General features: G+C 39.2%; 23 protein-coding genes. 10 read left to right on the top strand and 13 right to left on the bottom strand.

Translation table 11 applies throughout. From position 1 onward, the window contains the following. The 3 genes from H7U19_RS04815 (at position 1) to H7U19_RS04805 (ending at position 3,497) form a co-directional block, all read left to right on the top strand. Positions 1-603, top strand: a complete 603-nt coding sequence (locus tag H7U19_RS04815; protein WP_186559515.1) for an aspartyl/asparaginyl beta-hydroxylase domain-containing protein — start codon at positions 1-3, stop codon at positions 601-603. A gap of 210 nt (positions 604-813) precedes the next feature. Then, the gene (locus tag H7U19_RS04810; protein WP_186559513.1) at positions 814-2,574 is read left to right on the top strand and encodes a DEAD/DEAH box helicase; all 1,761 of its coding nucleotides are present in this window, start codon (positions 814-816) and stop codon (positions 2,572-2,574) included. Positions 2,575-2,720: 146 nt separating this feature from the next. Beyond that, the gene (locus tag H7U19_RS04805) at positions 2,721-3,497 is read left to right on the top strand and encodes a carboxypeptidase-like regulatory domain-containing protein (protein WP_186559511.1); all 777 of its coding nucleotides are present in this window, start codon (positions 2,721-2,723) and stop codon (positions 3,495-3,497) included. 4 nt (positions 3,498-3,501) lie between these two features. Here the strand turns inward: H7U19_RS04805 and H7U19_RS04800 are convergent, their stop codons facing one another. The 4 genes from H7U19_RS04800 to H7U19_RS04785 form a co-directional block, all read right to left on the bottom strand. After that, positions 3,502-3,924: a VOC family protein gene (locus H7U19_RS04800; protein WP_186559509.1), complete on the bottom strand. Its 423-nt coding sequence runs from the start codon at positions 3,922-3,924 to the stop codon at positions 3,502-3,504. Between the two features lie 63 nt (positions 3,925-3,987). Continuing rightward, positions 3,988-4,362 carry a VOC family protein gene (locus H7U19_RS04795; RefSeq protein WP_186559508.1) on the bottom strand — a complete coding sequence of 125 codons (375 nt, stop codon included), beginning with the start codon at positions 4,360-4,362 and terminating at the stop codon, positions 3,988-3,990. Positions 4,363-4,366: 4 nt separating this feature from the next. Continuing rightward, the gene (locus tag H7U19_RS04790) at positions 4,367-4,894 is read right to left on the bottom strand and encodes an SRPBCC family protein (protein ID WP_246454593.1); all 528 of its coding nucleotides are present in this window, start codon (positions 4,892-4,894) and stop codon (positions 4,367-4,369) included. A 36-nt stretch (positions 4,895-4,930) separates the two neighbouring features. After that, complete coding sequence (locus H7U19_RS04785; protein ID WP_186559506.1) at positions 4,931-5,590, bottom strand: TrmH family RNA methyltransferase; 660 nt, start codon at positions 5,588-5,590, stop codon at positions 4,931-4,933. Positions 5,591-5,616: 26 nt separating this feature from the next. Here H7U19_RS04785 and H7U19_RS04780 point away from each other — a divergent pair, with 26 nt between their 5' ends. Further along, entirely contained in the window at positions 5,617-6,312 is a 696-nt protein-coding gene (locus H7U19_RS04780) for an SIR2 family NAD-dependent protein deacylase (protein ID WP_186559504.1), read from the top strand. On the opposite strand, the gene H7U19_RS04775 is transcribed toward H7U19_RS04780, so the two are convergent. The 5 genes from H7U19_RS04775 to H7U19_RS04755 all read right to left on the bottom strand — a co-directional run bounded on the left by H7U19_RS04775 (position 6,299) and on the right by H7U19_RS04755 (position 9,921). Then, the gene (locus H7U19_RS04775; RefSeq protein WP_186559502.1) at positions 6,299-6,718 is read right to left on the bottom strand and encodes a cupin domain-containing protein; all 420 of its coding nucleotides are present in this window, start codon (positions 6,716-6,718) and stop codon (positions 6,299-6,301) included. The genes H7U19_RS04780 and H7U19_RS04775 overlap by 14 nt on opposite strands. Continuing rightward, positions 6,711-7,316 carry an alpha-ketoglutarate-dependent dioxygenase AlkB family protein gene (locus H7U19_RS04770; RefSeq protein WP_186559500.1) on the bottom strand — a complete coding sequence of 202 codons (606 nt, stop codon included), beginning with the start codon at positions 7,314-7,316 and terminating at the stop codon, positions 6,711-6,713. Before H7U19_RS04770 ends, H7U19_RS04775 begins: the two co-directional genes overlap by 8 nt. 122 nt (positions 7,317-7,438) lie before the next feature. Then, positions 7,439-7,993 carry a hypothetical protein gene (locus tag H7U19_RS04765; RefSeq protein WP_186559498.1) on the bottom strand — a complete coding sequence of 185 codons (555 nt, stop codon included), beginning with the start codon at positions 7,991-7,993 and terminating at the stop codon, positions 7,439-7,441. 75 nt (positions 7,994-8,068) lie between these two features. Continuing rightward, a complete protein-coding gene (locus tag H7U19_RS04760) occupies positions 8,069-9,301 on the bottom strand; it encodes a glycosyltransferase (RefSeq protein WP_186559496.1) in 1,233 nt (410 codons plus the stop codon). 146 nt (positions 9,302-9,447) lie between these two features. Further along, on the bottom strand, positions 9,448-9,921 hold the full coding sequence (locus tag H7U19_RS04755) for a heme-binding domain-containing protein (RefSeq protein ID WP_186559494.1): 474 nt from the start codon (positions 9,919-9,921) through the stop codon (positions 9,448-9,450). Positions 9,922-9,956: 35 nt separating this feature from the next. Between H7U19_RS04755 and H7U19_RS04750 the strand changes: the two genes are divergently transcribed. The 3 genes from H7U19_RS04750 (at position 9,957) to H7U19_RS04740 (ending at position 12,226) form a co-directional block, all read left to right on the top strand. Further along, positions 9,957-10,514, top strand: a complete 558-nt coding sequence (locus H7U19_RS04750) for an adenylosuccinate lyase (RefSeq protein WP_186559492.1) — start codon at positions 9,957-9,959, stop codon at positions 10,512-10,514. Between the two features lie 161 nt (positions 10,515-10,675). Continuing rightward, positions 10,676-12,019, top strand: a complete 1,344-nt coding sequence (gene purB, locus H7U19_RS04745) for an adenylosuccinate lyase (protein ID WP_186559490.1) — start codon at positions 10,676-10,678, stop codon at positions 12,017-12,019. A 9-nt stretch (positions 12,020-12,028) separates the two neighbouring features. Then, a complete protein-coding gene (locus H7U19_RS04740; protein WP_186559488.1) occupies positions 12,029-12,226 on the top strand; it encodes a hypothetical protein in 198 nt (65 codons plus the stop codon). A gap of 54 nt (positions 12,227-12,280) precedes the next feature. Here the strand turns inward: H7U19_RS04740 and H7U19_RS04735 are convergent, their stop codons facing one another. The 4 genes from H7U19_RS04735 to H7U19_RS04720 all read right to left on the bottom strand — a co-directional run bounded on the left by H7U19_RS04735 (position 12,281) and on the right by H7U19_RS04720 (position 14,505). After that, a complete protein-coding gene (locus tag H7U19_RS04735) occupies positions 12,281-12,820 on the bottom strand; it encodes a DUF4252 domain-containing protein (RefSeq protein ID WP_186559486.1) in 540 nt (179 codons plus the stop codon). A 91-nt stretch (positions 12,821-12,911) separates the two neighbouring features. Then, on the bottom strand, positions 12,912-13,475 hold the full coding sequence (locus H7U19_RS04730) for a DUF4252 domain-containing protein (protein ID WP_186559479.1): 564 nt from the start codon (positions 13,473-13,475) through the stop codon (positions 12,912-12,914). A gap of 39 nt (positions 13,476-13,514) precedes the next feature. Continuing rightward, on the bottom strand, positions 13,515-14,009 hold the full coding sequence (locus tag H7U19_RS04725; protein ID WP_186559477.1) for a hypothetical protein: 495 nt from the start codon (positions 14,007-14,009) through the stop codon (positions 13,515-13,517). Beyond that, positions 13,996-14,505 carry an RNA polymerase sigma factor gene (locus H7U19_RS04720; protein ID WP_186559475.1) on the bottom strand — a complete coding sequence of 170 codons (510 nt, stop codon included), beginning with the start codon at positions 14,503-14,505 and terminating at the stop codon, positions 13,996-13,998. The genes H7U19_RS04725 and H7U19_RS04720 overlap by 14 nt, the downstream gene beginning before the upstream one ends. A 385-nt stretch (positions 14,506-14,890) precedes the next feature. Between H7U19_RS04720 and H7U19_RS04715 the strand changes: the two genes are divergently transcribed. From H7U19_RS04715 to H7U19_RS04705, 3 genes are all read left to right on the top strand, one after another. Next, positions 14,891-16,324: a S41 family peptidase gene (locus H7U19_RS04715; protein WP_186559473.1), complete on the top strand. Its 1,434-nt coding sequence runs from the start codon at positions 14,891-14,893 to the stop codon at positions 16,322-16,324. Positions 16,325-16,333: 9 nt separating this feature from the next. Further along, positions 16,334-17,059: a Dph6-related ATP pyrophosphatase gene (locus tag H7U19_RS04710; RefSeq protein ID WP_186559471.1), complete on the top strand. Its 726-nt coding sequence runs from the start codon at positions 16,334-16,336 to the stop codon at positions 17,057-17,059. 249 nt (positions 17,060-17,308) lie between these two features. Further along, positions 17,309-18,316: an IS110 family RNA-guided transposase gene (locus H7U19_RS04705; protein ID WP_186559469.1), complete on the top strand. Its 1,008-nt coding sequence runs from the start codon at positions 17,309-17,311 to the stop codon at positions 18,314-18,316. Positions 18,317-18,335 lie beyond the last annotated feature (19 nt).

Here is an 18,335-nt window from a genome sequence, read left to right as displayed (position 1 = left end):
ATGAGCACAGAAGTTTTAGAACCCATTGACACTAAAAACGATGCCATTAAATTGCCTCTCACTTTCAATGTTGAAAAGATAAAAGCTGAGGTTGACAAAATTGGGCTTAACAGTTTTATCTATTATGATGTATTGCCTTTACGCTCGCCGGCGCATTTGGTAGACCCATCCATTCCATTTCCTCCGCCCGCTCAAGATTATGCAGATGGTTCTTGGTGCGATTGGTTAAACACCAAAGAATTAGAAAACTCCCCCTGCCTAAAAAGTATAGTAGAAACGTTTCAAGAAAAAACAAAGGTGACTTTAGTGAGGGCTTTACGCCTTGAAAACGGCAATATTGTAAAGGAACATACAGACCCTACTTTGGGATTACAAATTGAAAAGTCCGTGATCCGTTTAACAATTCCCGTAATTAAAGATTCAGGGGCAGATTTCTATTTGAACGATAAGATTGTCCCTATGAAACCAGGAGAATGTTGGTACTTACGACTAACAGACCCACATAAAGTCCTCAATAATAGTGGGCAAGATCGCGTCAATATTACAATTGATATGATTCCAAATACATGGATTCGAAATTTGATATTGGAAAATGACGTTTAATTTAATTCCGATGAATCCCAGTAATTATCCGGACGGCATCATTCCAAGTGAAATAGCATATTTCCCTCTTTAAACTTGTAACTTTAAACTTTTACGTATCTTTGCGCCTTGAATTCCTCAGGGTGAGGATGTGTTACGGGAAGTTTTAGGTTAAATATGTCGATTTGCTTCTTTATGTAACACCACATAAAAAATCGCATATTACTAATAATGAACACATTCCACGATTTGGGTCTGAATGAAGACCTATTGCATGCTATTACTGATTTAGGTTTTGAAACACCGAGCGAGGTGCAACAAAAAGCCATTCCAATTTTATTGAATTCCGAAACCGATTTGGTGGCCTTGGCCCAGACCGGTACGGGAAAAACGGCGGCCTTTGGGTTTCCTATGCTTCAAAAAATTGATATCAACAGCCGTACCACGCAAGGCTTGATTTTATCGCCAACACGGGAACTTTGCCTACAAATTGCAAGCGAAATGAAACTGTATGGCAAGTACTGCAAAGGGCTGAACGTGGTTGCTGTTTACGGCGGCGCGAGCATTACGGAACAAGCACGCGAAATAAAACGCGGCGCACAAATTATTGTGGCTACCCCCGGCCGTATGAAGGATATGATCGGGAGACGTTTAGTAGATATTTCCAAAATTGAATATTCGGTTTTGGATGAGGCCGACGAGATGCTGAACATGGGCTTTAAGGAGGATATTACTGATATTTTATCGCATACCCCTGATGATAAAAATACATGGTTGTTTTCGGCAACTATGCCCCGAGAGGTGGCTTCTATTGCCAAAAACTTTATGCACCAACCGCAGGAAATTACTGTTGGTAATAAAAATGAGAGTACCAATCAGGTGTCGCACGAATATTATTTGGTGAATGCGCGAGACCGTTACCAAGCCTTAAAACGTTTGGCCGATGCCAATCCCGATATTTTTTCTGTAGTGTTTTGCCGTACTAAAAGGGATACCCAGAAAGTGGCAGAGCGCCTAATAGAAGATGGTTATAATGCTGGAGCACTACATGGGGATTTAAGCCAAAACCAGCGGGATTTGGTGATGAAATCCTTTAGAAACAAACAAATACAGATGTTGGTAGCCACCGATGTTGCGGCGCGTGGGATTGATGTTGACGATATTACCCACGTCATCAATTACCAGCTACCCGACGAAATTGAAACCTACACCCACCGCTCTGGACGTACGGGGCGTGCTGGGAAAACTGGAGTGTCCATGGTTATTGTTTCCAAAAGTGAAGTGCGGAAAATCAAAAGTATCGAACGCATTATCAAAAAGCAATTTGAAAAGAAGGACATTCCGAATGGAATGGAAATCTGTGAGGTGCAATTGATGTCTTTGGCCAAAAAAGTACACAACACTGAGGTTAACCATGATATTGATGCGTATTTAGGAGATATTAATGCCCTCTTTGAAGATACCTCCAAGGATGAACTGATCAAGAAATTCTTTTCCGTTGAGTTTTCAAGATTCTACAATTACTATCAGAAAGCATTGGATTTAAATATATCAGTGTCTAACGATGACCATAAGGATTCTGGAAACTCTGTTCGTTATTTTATAAATGTTGGAAAAAAGGATGGTTTTGACTGGATGAGCTTGAAAGACTTTTTAAAGGAAGTTTTGGAGCTTGGTCAGGATGATGTATTTAAGGTTGAAGCAAAAGACACATTTTCTTTTTTTAATACGGAAAAAGAACTGCAGGAGAAAGTACTTGGGTTCTTTACCGACTTTAAATACAACGGCCGTTTTGTGAATGTTGAAGTTTCTGAAAACCGCAAACGCAGTGGCGGACGACGTGATAGAAATCGAGGCGACAGACGCAGGGACGACCGAAAAGGAAAAGGCGGTTCTGATAGAAGAGGAAGAAGGAGCGAAGGGAAATCAAAATCTAGACGATCGAAGTCTGAGGATTTTGGAGGCTCCAGACCTAGACGTTCCAGACGCTAGTTTATTTGATTACCTATAATCTTATCGATTAGCGGTTCACAAAAAGAAAATGGGTACGCTTTTTGTTAATTTTTAGTCAAATTAAAACTATAACGCCCGAAACTTAGTGTTTTGTTTAGTACTTTTATGTTCAGATTAAGTTTGCTATGAAACGTTATTTACTCATTTTACTTGTTATGTTTGCGTCTGCCTCAGTTTCTGGGCAGGATGACACGAGTGTTTTGGGTGTGGTAACCAATGCGGCAACCGACAAACCGTTGGAAAGTGTAAATATCGTTAACTTAAATCAAGTCATTGGAACGACGACCAATGCCAAAGGTGAATTTGAAATATCAGCAAAAGTCAATGACACACTGCATTTTTCGTATCTGGGATTCAAATCCATTCGTGTGCGTGTTACCAATGACTGGATAAAATTCGGAAGCTCCACTATCGAATTGACCGAATTGGCCCTGGCACTTGAAGAGGTTGTTGTAAACCAATTAAAACTTACCGGATATTTGGAAGTAGATATCAAACAGGTACCTTCTATCAACAACAATTATCGCTATAGCATTTCTGGGTTATCTAGTACGGGGTACGAAGCCAGTAAACCTTCGGGCCTTAACAATGTGATTGGCTCCATTTTTAATCCGGCTGATTTTCTGCATCGTATGTTTGGCAAAAAACCGAACGAGCTTCGTAAGCTGAAAAAAATGAAACAGGATGACGAAATTAGAAATCTTTTGGCATCTCGTTTTGACCGTGAAATGTTGACCGCTTTGTTAAATGTGGACCGGGTCGATTTGGATGAAATCGTCAGCCAATGCAACTATTCCAAAGGCTTTATACAAACGGCAAACGATTTACAGATTTTGGATGCCATCAGCGAATGCTACGAGGAATATAAACTGCTGAGCCGAGGCCGATCGAGAAGGATTTAGAATACTACACCTTTTCTATATCGCAACTTACCATCCAATGTATGCCAAATTTATCTTTTAACATGCCAAATTTTCCGCCCCAAAATGCATCCATAAAAGGCATCATCAGTTTTCCACCATCAGCAAGGGAATCGCAGATAGCTTGGCCTTGAGCTTCATCTTCAACATTGATGCTCACTGCAAAATTACTGCCAGCAACAAATTCCTGATCTTCATTTAAGTAATCCGAAGCCATCAGCAAAGTGCCTCCAAATTCGAGTGTACAATGCATCACCCAATTTTGAGCAAAATCCGGTGCTTTGAAAACGTCCTCAGGAGCTTCGCCAAACCTCATAAAGGTAGTTATTGTGCCATCCAATACATCTTTGTAAAAATTTATGGCCTCCTCGCAGTTGCCGTTAAAATGAAGATAGGTATGTGCTTTCATTACGTAATAATATTAAACAGGATTCGCTTTGTTAAATTCAATTGGTTGCTTAATCCAGAACTACTATTTTCTGGAATGCAGGGCAACCCGATTACCTTCCGTATCAATAAACGCGGCCATGTAACCATGCTCTGGTGAAATTTCGGTTTTGGGTTGGTATATTTTACCACCAGCACCTTCCACGCGATCCAGTTCATTCTGAACATCTTCGCTCATAAAATACACTAAAGTCCCTTCCTGACTGGGAATATAGGATTCTTGTTTGATTAAAGTGCCGGCCGCGCCTTCCTTTCCTTCAACAAAAGGAAACCAGCCCATCAATAGCCCTCCAAAATTTTGAACATCTAATTTCACCTCAAAAACAGTCTCATAAAAGGCTTTGGCCCTATCCATATCCGATACCGGAATTTCAAACCAGCCTACCATGTTTTTTTCCATACCTCTATTTCTCTAAAATTGTTTTTAGACTTAACAGCCCCTCCTCAAAGTCCTTTCCAACTGCTTTGTCCATATTGAAAAACATGAAAAATACATTTGAAGGCGGCTTGCTTTCTCCCTTAAATCCCCAAATTACTTTGGTTCGCTTGGGGCCTATACTTTCAAGTTTCAAATAGGCATCCGATTCTGATTTCCATGGTTTAAAAAACCGAAGCCGAGATTCAATTACTTCATTCTCGGTAATTTTGGTGATTTGTTGCTCCCCGACACCAACATCTTTGTTGCCTTCCCATTTGGCCAAAAACCCTACTTCCCCATCATTGCCAACATATTCCTGTTTCATCTTTGGATCTTTCTTTTTCCATGGTGACCATTCGTCCTGATTTTTGATGAACTTCAAATAGTCAAATACCTCGGGGGTGGGTTTATCCACCAGAATGCTTCGCTTTACATCAAATTTCTTTGGCGCCACGAGCATGAGCATTATAAAAATGAGGGCAAGAGCTATCAGAATATAAAGAAGAATCATCATGATGTGGAGGGTTTATAGTCGGCCCTATAAAGATAGTTATTTTTTGGATTGATAAAAACGATTTATGATATCATCATAACTTTTAATTGTTTTTTTGCACCAATCCAAACGTTTTTCAAGCATTTCATTTTCAGACAATTGCCAATCTATATTGGATTTTCTCAGCTTAGTCGTCACATGTTGTAAAATGATAGCGGCGGAAACCGAAATATTCAAACTTTCGGTAAAACCTACCATTGGAATTTTTAAAAAACAATCGGCCGCATTTAAAACCTCTTCCGAAAGGCCTTCGGTTTCCCTTCCGAAGAAAAAGCAGGATTTTTTTGAAATATCAAAATCGTTTAAATCACAGTCTTTTTGATGCGGCGAGGTAGCCACAATTTGATAGCCTCTGGTTTTTAAATCAACTATGCACTCTTTTACAGAATGAAACCGGTTGAGGTCCACCCACTTTTGAGCGCCCATGGCTATTTCCCTGTCAATACGTTTGGTATTGCGCTCCTCAACAATACTGACCTCCTGAATGCCAAACACATCACAACTTCTGATGACTGCACTGGTATTGTGCAGTTGGTATACATCTTCGGTAGCCACCGTAAAGTGCTTGGTACGCTGAGATAGCACCCGATGGAATTTTTCCATGCGCGCCTCGGTTAAATAGGATTCTAAATGAACCAAAAGGTTTTTGTCAATCATTCCTCCAAAGTTAGTATTTTTAAAGTATGAATAAGCATATTGTAGTACTTACTGGAGCAGGCATGAGTGCCGAAAGCGGGATTAAAACCTTTAGGGATGCCGATGGCTTATGGGAAGGGCATGATGTTATGAAAGTGGCCACGCCGGAAGGTTTTAGGGAAAATCCAGAACTGGTTTTGGATTTTTATAACCAACGCAGACGACAACTTTTTGAGGTGAAGCCCAATTCGGCACATTATGATTTGGCTTCACTGGAAAAGGATTTTAAGGTGAGCATCATTACCCAAAATGTGGATGATTTGCACGAGCGTGCCGGAAGCACCAATGTAGTGCATTTACATGGCGAATTGCTAAAGGTTCGAAGTACTTATGACGCCAATGATATTCAAGAATGGAAAACCGATTTGGTTTTGGGGGATCTTTGCAAAAATGGCTATCAATTAAGGCCGCACATCGTTTGGTTTGGTGAGGATGTCCCGATGATTAAAAAAGCCATGGAAATTTGTGAAACGGCCGATATTTTGATAATTATTGGTACGTCAATGCAGGTATATCCAGCGGCGGGATTGATGCATTATGTGCCAGATCATACACCTACCTATTTTATTGACCCAAAACCAAATATTGAGAGCAAAAAAAATTTGACGGTTTTTGCAGAACCTGCCACCGTTGGTGTAAAAATTGCACTAAATTTAATTAAGAACAATATTAGTCATCCTTAGCAAGTACTGTTAATGGTAAATCCTCAGCACCCGCATAAAACACCACAATTTCAACTGGTCTGTTGCCCTCATTTATGCCGTAGTGAATTTTATTTACTAACTCCACGATAACATCACCTTCTTTTAGATAAAGAGTATTTTCATCCGCATCCACAACTTTTAATTTTCCTTTTAGCATGATACCAGAATTGATTACCGGGTGGTAATGCCTATGCAATTTTGTTTTTGGTGGTATCGTAATTTTTAAGACCGTTACTTTAGGTTGTCCTTCAGGGTACTTTGGCAGGGTATCCCCATTCCAGCTTTTTATAGTTTCGGCAAGTTTTTCAACCTTAATTTCGCTGATTTTTGTGGTTTTGCAAGCGCATACCGTCCATAAAAGCAGAAGCACAATTATTCTATTCATTTTTAATGATTCTAAAAGTGAGATTAATTCTTGGTCCAATATCCCTTTTCGTTTTTGGAATTCTGTGTTTCCAAAAGTGTTGCGTGCTATCTTTCATTAAGAGCATACTCCCATGGGTTAATGGAATATCTACCCTTTTTAAATCATTTCGCTGGATATGCCTCAATTGAAAAGGCCTGGTTTCACCAAGGGACACGGAAGCAATAATGGGGTTTCTGCCCAGTTCCTTTTCATTATCTTGATGCCAACTATTACCATCCGAACCAGTTCTGTAATAATTCAAAAGACAGGTGGAAAATTCTGCCTCAACCTCTTTTTCAATGCGCTCTTTTATAAACAACAAATCTTCATTCCAAGGATGTGGTTGCATCAAGATACCAGAATATTTGTAGGTTTTACGGGTATCGCCGTATAAAGCAGTAAGCCTTGGGACATCATAGATTTTGCCAAAAAACTTAATCTGATCTTGTTGCCAATTGATATTTTCAGCCAAGCTTATATATAGCCTATCGCTTTCTTCTTTTGAAAAAAATTGATCGTACAAACATATTTGGGCATCAGGTAGATTGAAACCGATACTTTTATTTTGATGGCTCATTTCATCCTACAATTTAGCCTATTTTACAAGATGAAAAGGTTAATTACTTTTTTGGACCAAAACACGCCACCAAGCAGCACTGAACAATTAGCTTCCACTTAACAAAATTGTCCTTTAAAGTGTCACCTGTAAAACTCGATTTTAAAATTATTTACGCAACGAATCTTACTAGGATCATTGATGTTGGCAATTTCCACATTATTCAATGTAGCCTTTAATACAAGCACTTTATCTTTATCTTCATCCAGCGTTAAACGTTCCACTTCCAAAGTACCGGACGTACCAGTGCTCGTAAATTCCTCTCCACCGACACCACCTACCTTATAAAAAACATAAGCAGTTCCAGTTATAATACCACCATTTGTGACGGTGTAACTTGTTTTGTTAAGATCATTGATATCAATAAACAGATTGAACCCTAAATCTGTGGATTCATCCAATGTACTGTGCCCTCCTGTTTGAATAGACGGCACCGTAAAAAGCGCATCTGCACGATAGCCATAAACGTTGTGGTCAAAATCCTCGAAATTAATATTCGTGGTACAATTTGCGTCAAATGAGATGGCTGCTTCAAGTTCGGACAGCACAACAATGGTATTAGGGCTACCACCTCTACTACAACTAGCGAGCAAAAGAAGTAAGCAGTAAACTGAAGAAAATTTTAGGAGAGCACTCATGAGAGTAAATAATTGGTTAATAGCCTGATAAAGATAATAAAAGCTAAAGAAATCTTAACATCAGTACTTAATTTTTTATTGATTTTTCGCTTCGATCCATTTGCTTAAGTATTTGGTGCTTTTTAGGGAATGGTGCATCAGCATTTGTCCCATAAAATTGTTTTCCCTATGCGCCTTTAGACGTTGTAATGCTTGGTTCACTCTTGACAACAATTTCTGTTGAAACTTTTCCTTCTTAAAACGGGTATTGACGACTTTAAATCCATTGTTTTGGAATGAGGCCCATAGCTTTTCGTTATTGAAAAGTTCGACAGCTTTGTTTGAGAAACTTTCGGGTTCATCCGCAATAAAACCGTTATGTTCCATGTCCCCAAATATGCCCTCGGCACCAATACTACTCATTATGCATGGAGTTCCATTTTGCATAGCGTCAACCAGCTTTCCTTTTAAGCCAGCACCAAAGCGCAATGGCGCCAAACATATTTTGGCACTTTGCATCGTTTGGTTTGCATCTGCCGTAAACCCCTTGATTAAAAAACCCTGTTTTTCACTATGCAGTTGATTTACCTTTTCAGATGCATAAGCACCATAAATGTGTATTTCGGCATTGGACAATTTCTTTCTAATCAACGGCCAAATTGTCTGTTTTAAGTAAAGGACAGCATCATAATTAGGAGCATGCAGAAAATTTCCAATAGAGATAAAATGACCTCGCTCTTCAAACTTCGACAAAGTTGAAATATGAGCTTCGTCTATGTTATCCAACATAAATGGCAAATACACCAAAAGGGACGCGTCCACTTTAAAGTCACTCTTAAGTACTTCAATTTCTGCTTCGGAAATAATCAAACTTAAATCGCACCTATAAATACTTGCAATTTCGCGTTTGGCGGTATCGTTGAATAAATAATTATTACCAAAAGGAGTTCCATCTTTCAAAGCCTGATGCCGACCTTTTCGCAAAAAGTGCAAATCCTCTGTATCCAATATCCGTAAAGCATTTGGACAATTTTCAGCAACCCTCCACCCGAATTGTTCCTCCATCATAAAACGGTCAAACAAAACTACATCTGGATTGAGTTGTTTAATAAAAACATCAAAACTGGAATTATTTAACTCAATAGTTTTTTGAGATACGCCAATCAAATTCAAATCGAAAGCATTCTCGGTTTTTGCGCAGGGACTTGCAAAAGTGACATCATAGCCACCCAACAGAAACGTATAAATGAGTTGGAGCATCCTACTTCCCGCCGCCGAACTCTTTGGCTCAGGCCACACATAACCGATAACTATCAATTTCCCGTTCATAAAAAATGTTAGCGTTCAAATTCCAAAAACTAAATTCCAAAATCTCCAAAGGATAAAAAAACTGGATTAAAAGGCAATCTATTCAACGCTCTGTTTTCGCTTCCCCTTTGGGGAAGTCCCGATAGCTATCGGGAAGGGTGGGGCCTTTATTGAGGCTTCGCCTCCAAACTATATTTAAACCGAACCTGCTTGGCCCAATCCACTAATGTCTTGATTTGTTCCTCTGAAAGTTTTGCGTCACCATGGGTCCAAGTATAAGAATTTAAAGGCATTTTACCCTCCTCCACTTCTTCTATCAGCTCTTCAAACTTATGGTCTTTTCGTTTTATGGAATTGCCTTCCCATTTCGAAACATTAAAATGCTCTTTCCCTTCTTCAACATGATGATTCAACCAGTAATTCACCGGAGTAATACTATTATACCAAGGGTAACGTGTTACATCACTATGGCAATCGTAACAGGCTTGTTTTAGAATCAGTTTCACATCCTCGGGTGGGTTAGTCTCAGATTCAAAAGCATCCATAGAAGCCAAATCGCCCTCATTCTTTTCGGGGCCAAAAAATTGAGCAATTAACAGCACTACTAGTAAAATCAGTCCTATTTTTTTTAGTATTTTCATCGGTATAAATTTAATGCCTAAAAGTAATAAACCTTTTGACTACTGCCGAACTTTACAACGAATTAAATTATGTAAACCACTCCCGAGAAAAGCGTCTCTATTATGCCAATATGGTGATGGACAATCCCGATTTGATTCCAAAACTGTTGGACATCCTTTTTAGGGTAGATGATAAAATTTCACCTCGTGCGGCCTGGGTATTGGAATTTATGTGTAGCAAGAAAATAGAAGCCATCATCCCTTTCTTGGACCGATTTACCGAAAACATGAGTAAAGTTCATCTGGATTCGGCCGTACGTCCCGTTGCAAAAATTTGTGAGCTTTTGATTAAAGCCACAAACCCTAACATTGAAAAAGCCCTAACTGAAACCCACAAGGAAAGGATTATCGAAAACTGTTTCGACTATATGATTAACGACGAGAAAGTGGCCCCAAAAGCCTACGCGATGAGCACCCTGTTTATTTTGGGAAAGGAATTTGATTGGGTTCATCCTGAGTTGCAACTAATTTTAGAACGTGATTTCCACCAACAAAGTGCTGCATTTAAAGCGAGGGCAAGGCATATTCTAAAAAAATTGAAGAAGGACAGATGACGGATGACCTATGACAGGTGACGGATTACCGCAACTGAGTAGTGTAAACCAAACACTGCCTACCGCACACTGCACACTGCCTACCGAAGAAAACTTCGGACTTCGGGCTTCCGTCTTCTGTCTAAATAAGCTATCTTTGCATCCTTTAAAATTAAACATCCATGTCATTATCTCCCTTAAACGCCATTTCACCAATTGACGGGCGTTATCGCAGTAAAGTCAACGAACTGGCTCCTTATTTTTCTGAAGAAGCTTTGATAAAATATCGTGTTCGTGTTGAAATTGAATATTTCATTGCTTTATGTGAAATCCCTTTGCCTCAATTGAAACAGGTGGACCATTCCGTTTTTGATAGTTTAAAGGCTATCTATCAGGATTTTTCTTCTGAAGATGCGCAAGCGATAAAGGACATTGAGGGTGTGACCAATCACGACGTAAAGGCGGTTGAGTATTTTATCAAAGAAAAATTTGATGCGTTAGGATTATCCGAATTTAAGGAGTTTATCCACTTTGGATTGACCTCCCAGGATATTAACAATACCGCTATTCCATTAAGCATCAAGGAGGCAATGAACGATGTGTATGTACCTGAATATTTCAAGGTATTGGAGAAATTGAAGGCATTGGTAGAGGAATGGAAAAACGTACCCATGCTGGCCAGAACGCACGGACAGCCAGCTTCCCCTACCCGATTGGGCAAGGAAATTGATGTTTTTGTAGTCAGATTGGAAGAGCAGTTCAATCTATTGAACGATGTGCCGAGTGCAGCAAAATTTGGAGGTGCTACTGGTAATTTTAATGCACATTTCGTGGCCTATCCAGAAATTAACTGGAAAACCTTTGGCAATCTTTTTGTGCAGGAAAAACTGGGTTTACAACATTCTTTCCCAACCACGCAGATTGAGCATTACGACCATATGGCCGCTTTGTTTGACACCCTAAAACGTATCAACACTATTTTAATCGATTTGGACAGGGACATTTGGACCTATGTTTCTATGGATTATTTCAAACAGAAAATAAAAAAGGGCGAAGTTGGAAGTTCAGCCATGCCTCATAAAGTAAACCCCATCGATTTTGAAAATTCAGAAGGTAACCTAGGTATTGCCAATGCCATTTTTGAACATCTTTCTGCTAAATTACCAATATCCAGATTGCAGCGGGATTTGACCGATAGCACTGTTTTAAGAAATGCAGGCGTACCTTTTGGGCATACTTTGATTGGTTTTAAATCCATTTTAAAAGGCTTGAACAAATTGCTTTTAAACGAAAGTAAGTTTGCCGAAGATTTAGAAAACAACTGGGCTGTGGTTGCTGAAGCCATTCAGACTATTTTAAGACGAGAGGGCTATCCAAACCCCTACGAGGCATTAAAAGGGCTTACAAGGACCAATGAAAAAATTAATATGGCCTCCATTTCAAATTTTATTGATACCTTAGAGGTTTCGAATCAAATTAAGGAAGAACTAAAACAAATTACGCCAAGTAATTACACTGGAATATAGCACACCATCATGTTGAATAGCAAGCAGACTTTAATTTTGACCGGCCTATTGGTAGGTGGTATTTTCGTATGCGGTATTTTGGACATTTTGGATAATTTTATCATCCTCACCATATTGACGTTGACATTCTTTGCCATTATTCTTAACGTGTTCTATTCAAATTCGAAATACAACGCTCCGCAAGAACAGGAAGTAGAAAACGATTAAAATTAAAAAAGACTTCCATTGCGGAAGCCTTTTTCTCTATTAACGTAACTATAATTATTTAAAGAAATCTGTCATTTCCTTAAATTGTGACGCATCCATGCCAGAGTGGCGCATAGCTTCCACCAGAGCGTACATTTTTTCTGGTTTCATATCATCGCCTAACAAACGAACTACCCCAAAACCTACCTCTTTTGAACTTCCCAGAACGATTACTTCATCTGCTTCATCATCATCACCCACATATTTTATCACGAATTTGTTGCCCCTATCTTGAAATTCCATAAGATCCTGATATTGCTCTTGTCTCAAAATATCTTTAACCTCCTCCAATTTTGTACTGTAAGTATCCTGGTTTTTTTCATCGGCTTTAAAACCAATAAAATTCAGTCGCCTTACGGATTTATAAGCTTCTTTTTGCTCCTCTGTCAGTTTGGTTTCATCCAGTTCAAGCATGGAAATAGGGATGTCCTGTGATATAAAATCTGTAGTTTCCTGATTGTCCACAAAATAACGCTGTAAACTGGGTTCGCTTTTGCAATTAAACATGACTGCACATAGCAATAGGATCGCAAAAATTTTAGTTGCTCGATTCATTGGATTGATTTTAAAAGTTAATTGAACAAAGTGATTGCACCTTTTTAATCGATGCAATCACTTCGCTTTTTTTGATTGATGAATTGATGTGTTATGATTTCTTTTTATCCAGGTGCTGACCTCCAGGAATGTTCATTTTATTGGTCAATTTAGAAATCTCGTTCAAATCGATATCGCCTGTCATCGAAACCACAACGGTTTCAATTTTACGTTCTTTGCCATTGATTTCGACTTTCTCTTCCATTTTCTTATCGATTCCCGTCACAAAAATCAGCAACTCTTTCACATGGTCGGCATCCCTACCTTCCTTCACATAAAATTTCACCTCGGTACCGTCATCGCGCACTTCCATTAATTCTTCCAAGCCTCCTGAACGGGATCTTACCCATTTAGTGATATCTGCCGAAATGGCTTTGCTGTCGGTAACGATGGTCTTAAAACTGGTAATGCTTTTTACCATATCCATAAAGGCCTTTGCCTCGGGATCACTTTCATCTACGCCAACTTTTGCAATCATCTGGAACATCTTTGGCTTAATGTTCACATAGGTTACATCGGGGCTGTCGCTATACTTATCGAATACCGAACTCTGTGCCATGCCAACTACCGGCAATAGCAGCACTGCCATTACAAATACTATTAATCTCTTTTTCATCTTACTTGTTTTTATTGTATTTAAAGTTTTCATTTTTTCTTAAGGTTTTTTAAAAATTATACTGGTTGAATTTTCAATTTCATTGAGATATCCAATCGTAGAAGTGCCTTTATTCACTTCGTCCAGATACCCAATGGTTGAAGTACCTTTATTCATATGATTCGAAATCATAGCTAGCGTTTTGGATACTTCGTTAAACGCATCTTCTGGCTCACAAAACGTCCCCACTAAGTTTTCCTCACATTGGTCTGCACCAATGAACGGGTCCGTAAAGTAAACTCCCAACATAATAACTGCAACCGCTGCGACCGACATCCACTTGTAATTAAATTTTCTCTTAGGTTTTAATGGCAGGTCTTTTGTAAACCGTTCCTGTTGGTTTCCCAAAAAATACACAAACATGGGTTTATAGTGCTCTAAGTGTGGTGCAACGTCTTCTCCAGAAAAATAGTTTTTTAACACTTGCTCTTCCTTAAGGCTCGTCTCCCCGTTTTCGTACTTTTCAAGTAATTTCTCTATACTATTTAATACCATAATTATGCGTATTAGTTAATCGTTCTCTTATCGTTTTTCTCGCTCTTGAGAGGGCCACTCTTACCGCCGTATTGTTCATCCCCAGCATTTTGGCTATCTCATCAAAATCGTATTCCTCAATATCCCTCAGTTGTATGATCATCCTCTGTTGTTCGGGCAATTCCTCAATAATCCGCTCCACCCAACTTACGCTATCATTCAGCTCTACCTGTCTTTGCAAAGGCGTATTCTTTTCCTCATAATTGCTGTGGACAATCTTTAAGTTTTGCGCCTGTTTCGATTTCAACTTGTCCAAGCAAAAATTCTTCGTCATCGTCATCGAAAATGCCTCCACATTCTTATACTCCTCTATCTTTTCCTTGTTCCGCCATAATTTCAAAAGCACCTCCTGCGTTGCATCTTCAGCTTCTTCTGTTGAAACTAGCAGTCGCTTGGCCATTCGGAACAACTTATCCTTAAAAGGCATTACAATATTTAAAAACTCACTTTGAGTCATATTCAGGTTTGGTTTTCAGAAAACAGCTGGTTTAAGGCCATTTATAGTTACGACGAACCAGGATTTATTTTGTTACATCACATTTAAAAAAATTTGGATTATTTGGGCGTTTCCCTTCCCGATAGCTATCGGGAGGGTCGGGCTTTCGGCAGTCGCTCCCTCCTATCGTCGGGGAGCTTCAACAAATGCCTCAATCCCTAACGCGGGCCAATCTGCCAAAGCACTTTCAAAACAGCCAACAATACTTCAAATCTCCTGCTTCGTGCTTCATGCTTCCAACTTAATGCTTCCAACTTCAAGAAACACTTCCTCGATAAAATTTTTTATTATACAATAATGTAAGTAAATTTAGGGTTTTATAGACTACTATATTAAAATTGCTTGTATGAAAAAGTTAAGAGCCCTAACCCTGATTCTATCTGCCTTTATGTTAACGGGTTGCTTTGAGGACGGTGACGATATCCCTATCCAAACCGCCGAAATCAACGACTTTGTTTGGAAAGGCATGAGCATCTACTATTTGTACAAAGATGAAATGCCTGACTTAGCCAATGATAGATTTACTAACAACTCAGAGTATACGGAATATCTGGAAATGTTTGATTCTCCTTTTGACCTGTTTAATAGCCTAAAATATCAGCCAGGTATTGTTGACCAATTCAGCTGGATGGTGAATGATTATATTGAATTGGAGCGCAATTTCAGCGGTATTTCTACAACAAATGGTATGGAATTCAGTCTATTTAAAAAACCCAATGAAGGCAACAAAGCTATTGGTGTTGTCCGATTGGTATTGCCTAATAGTGATGCGGCCAATAAAGGCATTAAACGTGGTGATATTTTCTACGCCGTGGACGGGATTGAATTATTTTACAACTCAGATACAGATAACAATACTGGTTTGCTACTTAGTGAAAATTACACAATAAGTCTTGGTTTTTTTGATGACAAGGGAACGGCTGATGAGGGGGATGATTCGGTAGAACCTCTTGATCGAGATATCCAGCTTAGCAAGTTTGAATATGAAGAAAACCCCATACATTCTTCCAAAATTTTAGAAGTTGATGGTGAAAAGGTTGGCTATTTGATGTTGAATGGTTTTACCGCTGGATATGATGATGAACTGAATGCTGTTTTTGGGGATTTCAAGGCAAATAACGTGCAGCACTTAGTTTTAGATTTGCGCTATAACCCAGGAGGAAGAGTTACTATAGAGACCTATTTGGCAAGCATGATTACTGGGCAATTCATAGGGCAAATATTCTCCAAACTTATTTATAACAGTAATTTTGAAACAACAGATTTCAACTTTGTAAGTAAAATTGAAAATGGAGAGGATATCAACGCATTAAACCTAGATAAAGTTTATGTATTAACGACAGGAAGTTCGGCTTCGGCAAGTGAAGGCCTTATTAATGGCCTTAACCCTTACATTGAAGTTATACAAATCGGGACAAATACCAGAGGTAAAACACAAGCTTCAAGGACCTTATATGACTCACCTGAAAACAATTATAGACGTGAGGGAGCCAATCCAAGGCATACCTATGCCATGCAACCTTTAGTAGCGGATGGTGTAAACAGAGATAATGTTAAAGTGCCAAGTACTGGATTAACACCTGACATAGATTTTACAGAACAAAAGTTTAACTACGGTAGAATTGGAGAAGAAGACGAACCTTTTCTAGCGGTCGCTTTGGCAGAAATTGGAGGTACAACAAATAAATTCCAAACCTCAAAATCCAAGCAAAGCCCTACAGAAATGCTGTTTGATAGCAACGAATTTCGACCTCTGAAAGGCGGTTTGGTGATTGATTAAGAATCAAAATTGAATACACATAAAACCTATTTCAACTGGAGCTCCGGTAAGGATTCTGCGCTAGCACTATACCATTTATTAAAGGATGAGCGTTACTCTGTTGAGGAATTAATTACAACAGTAAATTCACATTACAATCGCGTGTCTATGCATGGCCTGAGAAAGGAGCTATTGACTGCGCAAACAAATGCTTTAAAAATTCCTGTAAGTTTTATTGAGCTACCCGAAATGCCAAGTATGGCCGTTTATGAGCAAAAAATGAGCGCAACGGTTTCCAGATTAAAATCCGAAGGTTTCACCCATTCAGCTTTTGGCGATATTTTTTTGGAAGACTTACGAACATATCGTGAAGATCAATTAGCCAAACACCATTTTAAAGCTGTATTCCCCATTTGGAAAAGAGACACCAAAGAACTAATCAACGAATTTTTGGATTTAGGCTTCAAAACGATAATTGTCTGTGCCAATTCAAAATACTTTGATGAAGATTTTGTCGGAACAGTAATCGATAAAAGCTTTATTGACAATCTACCAGAAGACGTTGACCCCTGTGGTGAAAACGGTGAATTCCACACGTTTTGTTTTGATGGCCCCATTTTTAAAAAGCCTATCGAATTTGCAGTTGGCGAAAAAGTTTATCGCGAATACGACACACCAAAAACGGATGATTCTGTGTGCACAATTGAAGAAAAGTATGGTGTTTGGTATTGCGACTTGATCGCAAAAAACTCCTAGTTATTTACAACTAGGCTTCATATAAAATTGTCATTCCCGTGATCCCGATAGCTACCTTAGATTTGCTTTAGATAGATTTGATGTTTATTATTGAAACCTGTCAGCGATCCATCGATAGCTTTAGTTGTGCACTATCCCGATATTAGGAACTGACAGGTTTTATAGAGCCAAGGCCTGTATAAGATCGTAGTAAAACCTGATAAGGTTCTTAGGAAACGGCTCTTTTCTAATCTTCAAAAATTAAAAGTAATGAAATTTAAAACGTTTATAGGGGTTGATGTCAGCAAACTTACCCTGGATGTTTGTCTGGTCAGGGAGGGCAGACAGGTTGCGCATACCGTTGTCTCTAATGACACCAAATCTCTGAGTAGCTTTTTTAGAAAAATCAAAAACACCCAAGAGCTGAGCTCATTGCTGATCTGCGCCGAGCATACCGGACATTACTCAAATATATTGCGCACGTATTGTTTGGAACATAATATCAGTTTATGGTTAGAGAGCGGTGCCCAGATCAATTTAAGCTCAGGGGTACAAAGAAGCAAGAGCGATAGAACGGATGCCCACCGCATTGCGTGCTATGCTTCAAGGTACTCGGACAGGGCAAGGGTCGAGACTATAGAGCCCACAGCTTTGGAAGAGGCAAAGTTATTGTTAAGCGAAAGAGAGCTGTACGTAAGGGAAAGGGCAAAGTACAGGGCTCAGATAAAAGACCTAAGGAAATTTATATCAAGGCCATTCTACAGGGATCGAAAACTCAGAATGGACAGGCACATAAAACGCTTGGGCAAATCCATAGATCAAATCGACCATAGAATCGATGAGCTGTTCGGTTCGACCGAAGAACTGACCAGGCAAATGGAAATCCTACAGTCGGTGGATGGAGTGGGCAAACAGGTTGCCCTGAACACCATCATCGCAACACATGGATTCAGGAAATTCAAAAACGGAAGGCAGTTTGCCTGTCACTCTGGAGTAGCCCCGTTCAAGTACACATCGGGAACAAGCCAGAGATCGAGGAACAAAGTCTCTAACAGGGCCAACAAAAAACTCAAAACGCTCTTCCATATGGCAGCTCTCTCTGCTATAAGGGTGAACGGAGAGTTCAAAGACTATTTCGAAAGGAAAATAGCAGAAGGAAAAAATAAAATGACTGTAATCAACGCAGTTAGAGCCAAGATAATTAATCGGATATTTGCACTTATAAGAGAAAACAGAACTTACGAGAAAAAAGTAAAACCTAAATTGCACAATCCATAAGAATATCGGGACGGGAATC

Source organism: Hyunsoonleella aquatilis (genome assembly GCF_014270105.1).
Taxonomy (GTDB): Bacteria; Bacteroidota; Bacteroidia; order Flavobacteriales; family Flavobacteriaceae; genus Jejuia; species Jejuia aquatilis.
This window is presented reverse-complemented; position numbering and strand designations above follow the sequence as displayed.